The following is a 12,840-nucleotide window of genomic DNA, read 5'->3' on the forward strand; positions in this document are numbered from 1 at the left end:
GCCACCAGGATCGTGGGCGGCCCGCGCGGATGGCACTGGAGCGCAGGCGGATCGGCCGGTCATCACGTCCGGGTGCGACCACCCTTGTGCATTATTGGAAAAGCGCACCGATCGCACGGCGTGACACGCGGACCGTACCAGGTGCCGGGGACGATGGTCGCGATGTTCGGGGAACGCCTCGGACGACTCGAGTAACCTGCTCCCCGGGCACAGGACGCGCGGGCGGCGTCCGGTGTGGACGCGAGAAAGGGAAGGTCGTTGACGGGCGCGCGGATGGTCGGGCTGTTCGCCGGGATCGGCGGACTCGAGCTCGGCCTCGGCAGGCACGGCTGGCACACCGAGTTGCTGTGCGAGATCGAGCCCGGAGCCCAAGGCGTGCTCGCCGCCCGTTTCCCGGACGTGCCGCTGCATTCCGACATCACCGGACTCCGCGCCATCCCGGCGGGAACGGAACTGGTCGCGGCGGGATTCCCGTGCCAGGACCTCTCCCAGGCGGGGCGCACCGCCGGTATCACCGGCACGCGCTCGGGTCTGGTCGACGAGGTGTTCCGCCTGGTCCGCCGGAAGCGGGGCCCACGCTGGCTGCTGATCGAGAACGTGCCGTTCATGCTGCAACTCGGCCGCGGCGCGGCCATGCGGCACATCACGGGCGCGCTCGACGAGCTCGGCTACACCTGGGCCTACCGGGTGGTGGACGCCCGCGCGTTCGGCCTGCCCCAGCGCAGGCAGCGGGTGCTGATGCTGGCCTCCCGCACCGAGGACCCGCGCGGGGTGCTGTTCGGCGAGGACGCCGGTCCCCGCGCGATCGGCGATCCCGAGATCGATCCGTGCGGCTTCTACTGGACCGAGGGGGTGCGCGGACTTGGCTGGGCGGTGAACGCGGTTCCGACCCTGAAGGGCGGCTCCGCGCTCGGCATCGCCAGCCCGCCCGCGGTGCGGCTGCCGTCCGGGGAGATCGTCACGCCCGGCATCGCCGACGCCGAACGTCTGCAAGGTTTCGACGCGGGCTGGACGGCGCCCGCGACCGACGTGCCCGGCATCAGGAAGGGCCACCGCTGGAAACTGGTCGGCAACGCGGTGAGCGTGCGAATGGCGGCCTGGGTCGGGTCCCGGCTGGCCGCTCCGCTCGCACCGATCTCCGGCGAGCAACCGCTGTCGCCGGGCACTCCGTGGCCGGTCGCCGCATGGGGACACAACGGTGCCGCCTATCGGGTGCCGGTTTCCACCTGGCCGGTGCACGAGCCGTACGAGGACCTGGCCCACTTCCTCACCGACGCGCAGTTGCTCTCCGCCCGCGCGACGGCCGGATTCCTGCGCCGCACCACCATGGGCAGTCTGCGCTTTCCGCCCGGCTTCCTCGCCGACGTGGAAAGCCATCTCGATCGGATGGGTGGATGGGCGGCATGACCCGCAGGCCCACGACCGACGCGGTGACCAGCGCGAGGATGGCGCGTCAACGGCGCACCGGAACCGATCCGGAGCTGGCGCTGCGCCGGGAACTGCACCGGCGCGGGTTGCGCTACTTCGTCGATCGCGCGCCGATCCGGGGACAGCGCAGGCGCGCCGACCTGGTGTTCCCGCGCAGGCGCATCGCGGTCTACGTGGACGGATGCTTCTGGCACCGCTGCCCGCAACACGCCACCGACCCGAAGAACAACGCCGAGTGGTGGGCGGCCAAACTGGCGGGCAACGTGGCCAGGGACCGGGCCACCGACGCGGCGCTCATCGCCGCGGGATGGCACGTGGTCCGCGTCTGGGAGCACGAAGATCCCGTCAGTGCGGCCGACCGCGTGCAGGCCGCGCTGTCAGCGGTGTCGCACCCGCACGAGTGAACGCGGGGCGTGGGCGGCCAGATAACCGGACGCCACCATCACCGTCATGACCGCGATTCCGGCGGCGGCAGTCGCGAAACCGAGCATGGGGACCTCCTCGAGTTGCAGCTGTCGACCAGCGTGCCGGGCGAAGCTGACAAGACCCTGTGTGCCGGATGGTAATGACGTGTGCGGCCCGCCGCTGTCCGGCGCGCTCGAGCGACCAGCAGAATGAAGGCGTGACGAGTGGCCCGGAGATCGCTGTTCGGCGCGTACGACCGGCGATGGTGCTGGTCGCCGCGGCGATCGCGATCGCTGGGATCTGCTACTCGTCCTGGGTGCTGCAGTTCGTGCTCGGCATCGACCTCGACCCGGTCGACACATTCCTCAGCGAACTGGACGCGGAGGGCAAGCCGTACCGGGAGGTGTTCGCGACCGCCGACCTGATCGTCGGGGTGGTCCTCGCGCCCGCGGCGATCGCGGGCCTGGTGTTGTTCCCGCGCCGCAGACTGACCAACGTCGGCTGGATCGCGCTGTTCTGCTTCGGCGCGGCGACCGTCGCCGACGTGCTGCTGCCGCTGCACGACTGCGTCCCCGGTGAGAGCGGGTGCGGCGGCCCGAGCGAACTATTTCCGCAACTGCATCAGCCGCACGCGCTGACGAGCACGCTGGCGGTCACCTCGATCGCGGTCGCCGCCTTCGCCTTCAGCCTCGCCGCGTTCCGCTATCGACGCTGGCGGGTGCTGCGCGAATCCGGGCTGGTCGTGCTGGTGATCGGCTCGCTGGCGACGGTGTGGATGCTGGTGGCCGACAACCTGCCCGGGAACTACGCCCTCGGCATCGCCCAGCGGATCCAGGTGGGCGCGATGTCGCTGTGGTTGATCGCGCTGGCCGCCGCGGTGATCGTGGAGGGGCGGGAGTCGAGCTGACGGGCCGATGGGGGAGTTCGGCGATCCGGTGACGCATGCCGGGCATTCGAACAGCGGCGGGACCGGACAGCACTCCAAGTACCTGCGAAGGCGGGGAGTACTCATCGACCGGTGCGGGTGTGCACACGGTTCGGCGATCTGGTGGCGGATCTAGGGCGGGTGACCGGCGGCGGAACCGGCCGACACTTCCCGGTTGCTCTGACCGCGTTCGGAACGACTGCGGAGATTCGCCTCACGCGGGTGCCGACAGAGCGCGATGACGCACCCGCGCCGAGCGCCGTGCGATGCTGTCGCGCATGAGTGATCGCGTGAACATCTCCTCGGGTTCGGAGTTCGAAGACATCGTCGGCTACTCGCGGGCGGTCCGGCTCGGCGATGTCATCGCGGTCAGCGGGACCACCGCTTCGGCTCCCGGCGGCACGGCGGTCGGCGGCGACGACATCGGCGAGCAGACCAGGGAAACCCTGCGACGCATCGCGTCCGCGCTGGAAGAGGCCGGCGCGAGCCTGGCCGACGTGGTGCGCACCCGCATCTTCGTCACCGATATCGCCCGCTGGCCCGAGGTCGCCAAGGCGCACGCCGAAGTCTTCGGCGAGATCCGTCCCGCGACGGCTATGTACGAGATCAAGGCGCTGATCACTCCGGCCTTGCTGGTCGAGATCGAGGCCGACGCGATCGTCGGCGGGTAGATCGCCGGGCGGGCTTCCAGGCCGCCGTGGTCTGTCCGGCTACCCGCCGAACCGGCGAGCCGTCATGCCGCCGAAGCGGATGGATCGTCGCGAGCGGCGATCGCGCTCGTCACAGACCGCCCCAGCCCGCTGCCAGTCCTGGGCGGAATCACGGCTTGTCGCCCACGACGGCGGCACGCCGGAGATTCACCGCCCTGCACCGAAACGCCCGGGTCCGGCGATCTCCCCTCGAGTGCGACCACGGAGTTGTCGGATGTCGGTGCTGCGGGCTTGCATGTAGCGCCGGCGTTGAGCCCCTGTCGGAGCCGACGCCATCCGGTGTCTCGTGCGTCATCCAGCGCCGACGACACCGGTAACGACCGAAGGCACAACACGCAGGCCCACAACAGTTCCGATGACCTTCGATCAGCTGGGTCCGGCCCGTCGTTCGCGGCGGACCGGGTCTCGCATCGCTAGGGTCGAAACCGTGACCACCGCCTCGCAGACTCCCGTGCACCTCGACACCGTCGCCGAGGCGACCGCACGCCTGCTCGACACCATCCGCGGCCTCGACGAGCACGCCGTCACCGAGCCCTCCCTCCTGCCCGGCTGGACCCGCGGCCACGTCCTCGCGCACCTCGCCCGCAACGCCGACAGCTTGGTGAACCTCCTGCTGTGGGCGCACACCGGCGTCGAAATCCCGCAATACGCCAGCCCTTTCCTGCGCGACGCCGACATCGAGGCGGGCGCACCCCGTCCACTCGCCGAACAGCTCGCCGACAACGAGGTCGCCGCGACCCGTTTTCTCGGCCTCGCACGCTCCCTCACCGACGACGCATGGCGAGCACAGGTCCGCACCCGCCAGGGCCGCCCTATCCCCGCAACCGAAGTCCTGTGGATGCGCCTGCAAGAGGTCGAAATTCACCACGTAGACCTGAACGCGGACTACCACCCCGCCGACTGGCCCGCCTCCTTCGTAGCCCGCATCCTCCCCCAGGCCACCGCCGACCTCACCCGCCTCACCGCCGACACCCCCCTTGCCATCACCATCCAGGCCACCGACACCGACTTCACCGCCCCCATCGGCCCCTCTCCCACCGACACCATCTCCGGCCCAGCCGCCTCCCTCGCCGCCTGGCTCCTCGGCCGCACCCCCGGCACCGACCTCACCGGCCCCCTCCCCACCCTCCCCGCCTGGAAGTAACCACGAGTGGCACACCACTGCGGCATCGCCCGAGAAGCCGTCTCCATGGTGTGCCACTCGCGAGCGTCACCTACATGGATGTAATGCGAGAAGGCCCCTCCGCTGCTATCGGAGGGGCCTTCTACCTGCGTGCGCCCGAAGGGATTCGAACCCCTAACCTTCTGATCCGTAGTCAGATGCTCTATCCGTTGAGCTACGGGCGCATGTGTTATTCAGTTGTACCCGGTTTCCCGGGTGTGGCGGAGGCGAGAGGATTTGAACCTCCGGTCCCCGTGAAGGGACAACTCATTAGCAGTGAGTCCCATTCGGCCGCTCTGGCACGCCTCCTGGAGCCTTCTCTTCGAGGGCACCGGTCCTTTCGAACCGCCGAGCAGAAAGGTTACAGGAGCTACCGACCAGATCACAAAACGGCTGGTCAGCGTAGGTTGCTGTCGAACCAATCGAAGATTCTGGTCTGCGAATCGACCGCGTCGCCGTCGTCCGCCTCGAAGGTGTCGGCCCGGTGGTGCAGGCCGGAGTAGGTGACCACCAGGCTGGCGACCGCGGCGCGGGCGGTCGCGTCGCGTAGCTCGTCCACCTGGGCGGGCGGGGTGGATGGGTCGTCGACGCCGAACAGGCCGAGCCACGGCGCCTGCAGGTTGGGCGCGGCGCGCACGAGGGCGTCGGCCTGCTCGGTGAGCGGCTCGGTGATGCCGTGCGCCGCGACGCTCACCGCGGCGCCGATCGGGCGATTGGTCGCGACCAGGAACGCGGCGGTGCCCGCGGAGTCGAACCCGAGCACGCCGATGGTGTCGGGGAACACCCCCCGCCGGGTGAGCCAGTCGAAGCAGGCGTCGAAGTCCGCGAACAGCTCGTCGCCGAAGACTCCGGCGCCGGGTTCACCGTCGCCCCGATGGAAGAGTTTGGGCGCGACCACCGTCCAGCCCTCGCCGGCCAGCGCGTTCATCAGGTCGCGTAACGCGCCGGAGAACTCGCGCGACTCGTGCAGCAGCACGATGCCGCCGCGGGCGTTTCCATCCGGCTCCACCACCGTGATGGGCACCTGCCCACCGCTGGCCGGCCGCTCGTCTTCCTGGTCGCTCGCCCGCAGCGGGGCCAAATCGTCGTAGGTGCCCGACATGAAACCAGCGTAGGGCGAGTTGCTGAACTTCGGTAGAAGTTGCACGTGAGGGGCTATATCCCAAAGAATTTCCGGTACGCCGATCGGGCTTTTCCGGCGCCGATTAGGGTTGGAGTGTGACAGCGCAGATCCGGCCGGACCTCGAATCGATCCCGGCGTACACCCCCGGCCGCAGCAATCCCGGCGCGGTCAAGCTGGCCAGCAACGAGACGACCGTCGGTCCGCTGCCCGCCGCCGCCAAAGCCATCGCCGAAGCGGCCGAGCTGGCCAACCGGTATCCGGACAATCAGGTGACCGAGTTGCGGACGGCGCTGGCCGAGTTCCTCGGGGTCGGCTTCGAGAATGTCGCGGTCGGCTGCGGCAGCGTGGCGCTGTGCCAGGAGCTGGTGCAGATCACCTGCTCGTCACCGTCGGACGAGGTGCTGTACGCGTGGCGCTCGTTCGAGGCGTATCCGATCGTGACCAAGGTGGGCAACGCCACCGCGGTGCAGGTGCCGCTCACGGCCGGTCAGGTGCACGATCTGGACGCGCTGGCCGCCGCCGTGACCGAGCGGACCAAGTTGATCTTCGTCTGCAACCCGAACAACCCGACCGGCACCGCGGTAGGCCGAACCGAGCTGGTCCGGTTCCTCGACGCCGTGCCGTCGCACGTGCTGGTGGTGCTCGATGAGGCGTACTACGAATACGTCCGGCTCGCCGACCGCCCCGACGGCGTCGAGATCGGCCGAACCAGACCCAATGTGGTTGTGCTGCGCACCTTCTCCAAGGCGTACGGCCTGGCCGGGTTGCGGGTGGGCTACGCGGTGGGCGATCCGGCCGTGATCACGGCGCTGCTGAAGGTGCACATCCCGTTCAGCGTGAGCAGGCTCGCGCAGGCGGCGGCGATCGCGTCGCTGGAGTCACGCCACGAATTGCTGGATCGCACGGACGTTCTGGTCGTCGAACGCGAGCGGGTGCGCGACGCGCTGGTGGCGGCGGGATACCCGGTGCCGCCGAGTGAGGCGAACTTCGTCTGGCTGCCGCTGGGCGCGCGCAGCGCCGAGTTCGGCGAGGCCAGCGCGGCGGCCGGGGTACTGGTGCGGCCGTACGGGACCGACGGGGTGCGCGTCACCATCGGCGACCCGCACGAGAACGACCTGTTCCTGAGCTTCGCCAGCGCCCCGGAGGTGCTCGCCCGGTTCCTTGGTTAGCGGACGCCTATCGCGGGCGCGATCGTGGGCCAGGAGAGGGCGAGCTCGTCCTCCCAGTACGGCCAGGAGTGCGTGCCGGTGGCCCGGAAGTGCGCGGTGACCGGGATGCCGAGCGACCGCAGCCGGTCGGTGAGCCGCCGGGTGCAGGCGTTGGTGGCGGCCTCCAGCGGGCCGCCGAACGTGATGGCGCTGGGCAGGTCGACATTCGGCGTCCCCGGCACGTCGTGCACACCGGGCAGGCCGCTGCCGACCGACAGGTAGATCGTCTTGCCCCGCAACGCGTCCGCGTGCAGGGTGACGTCGTGCGCAAGCCAGTCCGGGTCGTCCTGCTTGCCGAACATGTTGTCCGGCTCGCCCATGTAGGTGGCCACCACCGCCCGCGCCTGCGCCTGGCCGATGTCGGTGCCCATCGAGAAGCAGCCGCTGTGCGCCCCGATGGCTTTGTAGAGCGTCGGCTGCCGGAACGCGAGCATCATCGCGGCCTCCGCACCCATCGAGACGCCCATCACCGCGTTGGTGCCGTTGCCGTCGAACTTCGCGTCGATCAGCGGAGGCAACTCCTTGGTCAGGAATGTCTCCCACTTGTTGGTGCCGAGCACCGGGTCCGGCTGCTGCCAGTCGGTGTAGAAGCTGGCCGGCCCGCCGACGGTGAGCACGACGTTGACGTCCTTGTCGGCGTAGAAACGGTCGGCGTGCCCGAGTTCGGTCCAGTTGTTGCTGTCGGGGCTCGCGCTGCGGCCGTCGAGCATGTAGACGGTGGGACGCGGGCGCGACTGGTCGCGTGGCAGCAGTACCTGCACCTCGACCACCCGGCTCATCGCGGGCGAGGCGACGTAGACCCGCAGCCACCGATCGTTGATCGGTTCGATGCGCTCGATTCGCGGCGTCGAGGGCTGTTTACTGGTCGGCTCCGCCGGGCCGGGACCGTCCGACGATCCGGTGTTGACCGGCGGCGGATTGCCGGGTGCCGCCGTGACCTGGGGTGCACCGAATGACACCACACCGGAAACGAGTGCGGCACTGATCAGAGCGCTGGAAAGCCAACGCCGCACCCCGCGACACAGCATGCCGACCATCCTGCCAGAGATGTCGATGGCCGCAGGAAGGCCGTCGCCGTGTCGAAGACCACGCACCGTGCTCACCGTGCGGGCAGACCGTCCTGCCAGCGCCGCTCCACGCCGGCGAAACGCCATACCGCGACGGCGATCGCCCAGGTGAGCACGAACAGCCCGACGATGATGAACCCGAGATCACCCAGGTCGAGATTTCCGATCCAGGCGACGACGCCCGAGTGGACCTCGAGCCGCTCGGCGAAGATCGAGACGATCTCCTGCCCGCCGATCAACAGCGCCACGGCCACCGACAGTCCGGTGATCACCAAGTTGTAGTAGATCTTCCGCACCGGCTCGGCGAAGGCCCAGTCGTAGGCGAAGCTCATGAACGAACCGTCCAGCGAGTCGAACAGCGCCATGCCCGCCGAGAACAGCACGGGCAGTACCAGGATGGAATACCAGGGCAGCCCGGTCGCCGCCGCGCCGCCCGCGATCACGAGCAGCCCGACCTCGGTGACGGTGTCGAAGCCGAGGCCGAACAGCACGCCCACCGGATACATGTGCCGCGGCCTGCGGACGAGGCCGAGCACCGGTCGCAGCAGCCGGTTGAGCAGGCCCCGGCTGTCCAGCTGCCGTTCCAGCTGCGCCTCGTCGAATTCGCCGCGGCGCATCTGCCGGAACACGCGCCAGATGCCGACCAGCGACGCCAGATTGAGCAGACCGATCAGGATCAGGAACGTGCCGGAGACGCTGGTGCCCCACAAGCCCGTCCAGCGTTGCAGGGCCGAATCCTCGTCCGCCAAGCTGGACGCCAGCGCCCGCACACCGAAGGCGAGCAAGGCCACGAGCACGAACACGACCGTGGAGTGGCCCAGCGCGAACCAGAAGCCGACTGTCCGGACCTTTTGCTTCCCGCTCTCCGCCACCAATTTTCGAGTGGTGTTGTCGATGGCGGCGATGTGGTCGGCATCGAACGCGTGCCGCATGCCGAGCGTGTACGCCGTCACCCCGAGACCGATGCCGAACACCGAACCGTCGATCACATAATGGTTCGGCGCGACGAACAGCAGCAGCGTCCCCCAGCCGAGGACGTGCAGAGCCACGACGGTGATGGTCATTCCGATGACACTGCGCACGAGCGAACCCCTCGACCCCCGAAATGCAGACACGTCAACGATACTCGACCGCACCGACATCGGTCCGCGTCTCGGGGCGATCCAGCAAATCCAGCAAATCGCGGCACACCATCAGCACACCCGCCGTACGCTGAGCGCCGAGCCTTTTCCGGGTATCGAACTAGGACGGGCATGATCGCGCATCCACACTATCGGCGCCGAGGTCACCGCACTGCGCTGCACCGCACCGTGCAGACCGGCCGCCCGGTTCACAGTCGCGACGGCCCCCGTGTCTCCTGAGTCGGCCTCGAATCAAAGCTAATCCGTGGCATCTGCCATGCGCGGGCCACCCCGAAGAAGCGGTCCCCGCTGCGCTTCCCGCGCGAATTCTCTGCTCGATTCGTCTGTTTCATCGCAGCACCTATGCCCGACCGGAGAAAACCGTGAATCCAGTGTCGCCCGTCTCCTCGATCGAGAACCAACCGGACACAAATCCTTTCCTGCCCGATCTGGAACGCCGGATGCGGGAGTGCGACGAGTTCTTCCGGCTGCCCGAATTGGCGCACCTGAGCGCGCAGCGCCGCCGCTGCGCGCTGGAGCAGCTCGAACAGACCGGCTCCTACCTGCAGACCGCCGAAGAGATCCTGATCGGAGCCAAACTCGCCTGGCGCAATCACGCCCGCTGCGTCGGCCGCAAGCATTGGCGCTCGTTGAAACTGCTCGACGCCCGGCGGGTCCGCTCGGCGCGCGACCTGGCCGAGGTCTGCTGGCAGCACCTGCACATGGCCACCAACAACGGCGCTATTCAGTCGATGATCACCGTCGGGCCGCCGCGGCAACCGGACGGCCGCGAGTTCCGCATCGTCAGCCCGCAGATCATCCGCTACGCGGGCTACCGCAACGGGGACGGGACGGTCACCGGCGACGCCGCCAACGTCGAGCTCACCGAATTCGCGATGAAACTCGGGTGGCGCGGCGCCGGAACGCCTTTCGACATCCTTCCGCTGCTGATCAGTACCCCGGACGAGCCGGTTCGCTGGTTCGACATCCCGCCCGAACTCGCACGCGAGGTGGAACTCGAACATCCCGAGTTCGAGTGGTTCGCCGGACTGGGCCTGCGCTGGCACGCGCTGCCCGCGGTGTCCGACATGAATCTCGAGATCGGCGGCATGACCTATCCGTTCGCACCGTTCAACGGCTGGTATCTGGGCGCGGAGATCGGTGCGCGCAATCTCAGCGACACCAACCGCTACAACATGCTCCCGCTCATCGCGGAGATGATGTGCCTGGACACCCGGGCAGAGCGCAACCTCTGGCGCGATCAGGCTCTGGTCGAACTCAACCGCGCGGTGCTGCACAGCTTCCGCAAGGCGGGCGTGTACATCGTCGACCATCACACCGTCGCCAAACAGTTCTGCGATCACGTCGAGCGCGAGGAAGCCGCGGGCCGAGCCTGCCCCACCGACTGGTCCTGGATCAACCCGCCGATCTCCTCCGGCCTGACCCCGACCTTCCACCGCTACTACGACCCACCCGACATGGACATCCGGCCGAATTTCGTCCGCAGAGACTTCCGCGTGGGCATGGGACTATAACCAGCGGCGGTTCCAACGGGACAGTGCCGAGCCAACAACTGAAGGTCCAACCGTCAACGGCAACCCCGGCCATCAGCGGGTGCCCGGACCAGCAATGTGACCCAGCCAGCAGCGAAAGACCCGGCCCAACCCACAGCGGGGGTCCGGGGGCGAAGCCCGCCGGGAGGGGTGTGGGGGTTGCACCCCCACAAAGCATTGCGAAACGAGCCCGGCTCATGCTCTCCATGAGCATGGGCCAGCGACGAGTGGAGCGGAGACGGAGGGATTTGAACCCCCGGTCGCTCTCGCGACGCTCGCTTTCAAGGCGAGTGCATTCGGCCGCTCTGCCACGTCTCCAGGGACCTGATCGTAGCGGACGGCTCAGCCGGAGTGCTTGCCGATTTCCTCGTCGACGCGGCCGAAGACGTCGGCGATCACCTCGAGCTGGGCCGGAGCCAGCAGGTCGATGAAATGGCGGCGGACGGCTTCGACGTGGCCGGGCGCGGCGGTTTGCAGGCGGCGCAGGCCCTCGTCGGTGAGTTCGGCGAGCACGCCGCGGCCGTCCTCCAGGCAGGTGTTGCGGCGGACCATCTTCTGTGCCTCCAGCCGCCGGATCTGGTGGGTCAGCTTGCTGCGCGAGGACAGCACGCCGTCGGCCAGCTCGCTCATCCGCAACGAGCGGTCGGGCGCCTCGGAGAGCAGGACCAGGATCCGGTATTCGGCGACGGTCAGGTCGCTGTCACGTTGCAGCTGACGATTCAGTGCCGTCATCAGGCGCTGGTGGCCGTCCATGTACGCGCGCCAGGCGCGCTGCTGGGCCGGGGTGAGCCAGCGGGGCTCGGCCACGACGCGACCGCTCGGTTCGGGATGCACGGTGGTCATTCTATGCGCGACGAACTGCCGAAATGGGCAACTCTCGCAGGTCAGCGCACCGTGGACAGCAGTGCGCGGTTCACCGCGGCCGGGCTGGTGCATCCGGCGAGGCCGAGGGTGGAGTCGAAATCGGCGAGCAACGTGCGCAGCGCGTGCCGTACCCCCGCGGCGCCCGCGAGCCCGAGGCCATAGGCCCACGGCCGCCCGTACAGCACCGCCTTCGCACCCAGGGCCAGCGCCACGAGCACGTCGGAACCGGTGCGCAGGCCGGAGTCGAACAGGACGTCGGCGCGGTCGCCGATGGTGGCCACCACCGCGGGCAGCGCGTCCAGCGCCGCGATCGAGCCGTCCACTTGGCGGCCGCCGTGATTGCTCACCACCACCGCATCGGCGCCGGCATCCACTGCCTGACGCGCGTCGTCCGGGTGCAGGATGCCTTTCACCGCGATCGGGAGATCCGTCCATTCGCGCAGCAGCGCGAGGTCCGCGAGCCGCAGCGTGTGGTTGCCGAACAGGCCGACCCAGGTGAGGATGGCCGTCCGCATCGCCTCCTCGCTCTCCTCCGGCGCGGCGGGCAGCTTGGCCCGGAACACCGGGTCGGACAGGTAGTTGGCGATGCCCTTGCCGTGCAGGAACGGCAGGTGCGCCTGCTCCAGGTCGCGCGGCCGCCAGCCGAGGGTCGGAGTGTCCACGGTGACCACGATCGCCGAAGCTCCGGCCTGCTCGGCGCGCCGGACGAAAGAGCAGGCCAGTTCGTCATCCGCGGGCCAATACAGCTGATACCACCACGCACCGGCCGCCGCGCCGACGTCCTCGATGGTGGAGGAAGCGGCCGTGGACAGCACCGTGCCGAGGCCGAGTTCCTTGGTCACCTCCGCCACGATCACCTCGCCGCCCTCGTGCAGGAGTTCCAGGACGCCGACCGGCGCGGTGAGCACGGGCGCGGCCAGTTTCGTGCCGAGCACCTCGACGGACAGATCCCGGGCGCCGGGGCCGGTGGAGCCGCGCAGCATCCGCGGCAGGATGCGGTAGCGGTCGAAGGCGGATCGGTTGGCGGCGGCGGTGCGCTCCGCGGACGCGCTGCCCGCCACGTAGGCAAAGGCGGCCGGATCCAGCCGCTCCCGCGCCAGCGACTCCAGACCCGCTGCGGTCATGGGCAATTCGGGTCTCACGCCGCCCAGACCGCCGAGGTAGATCTCGTTCTGGAAATCGATGAAGCCGCCACTCATCACCGGAACGGTAGTCCGTGACGCCGGTCACCGCAGGCCGCTTGCCGGATCGGTCCGGAAAGGACGGCTCCGGGG

Annotated in this window: 12 protein-coding genes and 3 tRNA genes; 7 read left to right on the forward strand and 8 right to left on the reverse strand. The window is 69.0% G+C overall.

The features are described from left to right. Positions 1-273 precede the first annotated feature (273 nt). The 5 genes from dcm to ABZW96_RS09600 all read left to right on the forward strand — a co-directional run bounded on the left by dcm (position 274) and on the right by ABZW96_RS09600 (position 4,612). Positions 274-1,407: a DNA (cytosine-5-)-methyltransferase gene (dcm, locus tag ABZW96_RS09580; protein ID WP_355073723.1), complete on the forward strand. Its 1,134-nt coding sequence runs from the start codon at positions 274-276 to the stop codon at positions 1,405-1,407. Continuing rightward, positions 1,404-1,832, forward strand: a complete 429-nt coding sequence (locus ABZW96_RS09585; protein WP_355073042.1) for a very short patch repair endonuclease — start codon at positions 1,404-1,406, stop codon at positions 1,830-1,832. The genes dcm and ABZW96_RS09585 overlap by 4 nt, the downstream gene beginning before the upstream one ends. Positions 1,833-2,095: 263 nt before the next feature. Then, positions 2,096-2,740, forward strand: coding sequence for a DUF998 domain-containing protein (locus ABZW96_RS09590; RefSeq protein ID WP_355073724.1), 645 nt, complete (start codon positions 2,096-2,098; stop codon positions 2,738-2,740). Positions 2,741-3,036: 296 nt separating this feature from the next. Continuing rightward, complete coding sequence (locus ABZW96_RS09595; protein ID WP_355073044.1) at positions 3,037-3,429, forward strand: RidA family protein; 393 nt, start codon at positions 3,037-3,039, stop codon at positions 3,427-3,429. 466 nt (positions 3,430-3,895) lie between these two features. Further along, positions 3,896-4,612, forward strand: coding sequence for a maleylpyruvate isomerase family mycothiol-dependent enzyme (locus tag ABZW96_RS09600; RefSeq protein WP_355073046.1), 717 nt, complete (start codon positions 3,896-3,898; stop codon positions 4,610-4,612). 130 nt (positions 4,613-4,742) lie between these two features. On the opposite strand, the gene ABZW96_RS09605 is transcribed toward ABZW96_RS09600, so the two are convergent. From ABZW96_RS09605 to ABZW96_RS09615, 3 genes are all read right to left on the reverse strand, one after another. Beyond that, positions 4,743-4,815, reverse strand: a tRNA-Arg gene (locus ABZW96_RS09605). Between the two features lie 34 nt (positions 4,816-4,849). Then, positions 4,850-4,939, reverse strand: a tRNA-Ser gene (locus ABZW96_RS09610). Between the two features lie 88 nt (positions 4,940-5,027). Beyond that, a complete protein-coding gene (locus ABZW96_RS09615; protein ID WP_355073048.1) occupies positions 5,028-5,732 on the reverse strand; it encodes a dienelactone hydrolase family protein in 705 nt (234 codons plus the stop codon). Positions 5,733-5,848: 116 nt separating this feature from the next. Here ABZW96_RS09615 and hisC point away from each other — a divergent pair, with 116 nt between their 5' ends. Beyond that, positions 5,849-6,922, forward strand: coding sequence for a histidinol-phosphate transaminase (hisC, locus tag ABZW96_RS09620; RefSeq protein ID WP_355073049.1), 1,074 nt, complete (start codon positions 5,849-5,851; stop codon positions 6,920-6,922). Here the strand turns inward: hisC and ABZW96_RS09625 are convergent. Then, positions 6,919-8,055 (reverse strand): alpha/beta hydrolase family protein, encoded by a 1,137-nt coding sequence (locus ABZW96_RS09625; RefSeq protein ID WP_355073051.1) that lies wholly within the window; start codon positions 8,053-8,055, stop codon positions 6,919-6,921. The two genes, hisC and ABZW96_RS09625, sit on opposite strands and share 4 nt — an antisense overlap. Before the next feature lie 5 nt (positions 8,056-8,060). Then, positions 8,061-9,092, reverse strand: a complete 1,032-nt coding sequence (locus tag ABZW96_RS09630) for a HoxN/HupN/NixA family nickel/cobalt transporter (protein WP_355073053.1) — start codon at positions 9,090-9,092, stop codon at positions 8,061-8,063. 518 nt (positions 9,093-9,610) lie between these two features. Here ABZW96_RS09630 and ABZW96_RS09635 point away from each other — a divergent pair. Next, on the forward strand, positions 9,611-10,684 hold the full coding sequence (locus tag ABZW96_RS09635) for a nitric oxide synthase oxygenase (RefSeq protein ID WP_355073726.1): 1,074 nt from the start codon (positions 9,611-9,613) through the stop codon (positions 10,682-10,684). A 251-nt stretch (positions 10,685-10,935) separates the two neighbouring features. On the opposite strand, the gene ABZW96_RS09640 is transcribed toward ABZW96_RS09635, so the two are convergent. The 3 genes from ABZW96_RS09640 to ABZW96_RS09650 form a co-directional block, all read right to left on the reverse strand. Continuing rightward, a tRNA-Ser gene (locus ABZW96_RS09640) sits at positions 10,936-11,020 on the reverse strand. 24 nt (positions 11,021-11,044) lie between these two features. After that, complete coding sequence (locus ABZW96_RS09645) at positions 11,045-11,455, reverse strand: MarR family transcriptional regulator (protein ID WP_355073728.1); 411 nt, start codon at positions 11,453-11,455, stop codon at positions 11,045-11,047. A 131-nt stretch (positions 11,456-11,586) separates the two neighbouring features. Next, positions 11,587-12,765, reverse strand: a complete 1,179-nt coding sequence (locus ABZW96_RS09650; protein ID WP_355073055.1) for an alpha-hydroxy-acid oxidizing protein — start codon at positions 12,763-12,765, stop codon at positions 11,587-11,589. Positions 12,766-12,840 lie beyond the last annotated feature (75 nt).

It is taken from the genome of Nocardia sp. NPDC004168 (assembly GCF_040610355.1).
Classification (GTDB): Bacteria; Actinomycetota; Actinomycetes; order Mycobacteriales; family Mycobacteriaceae; genus Nocardia; species Nocardia sichangensis.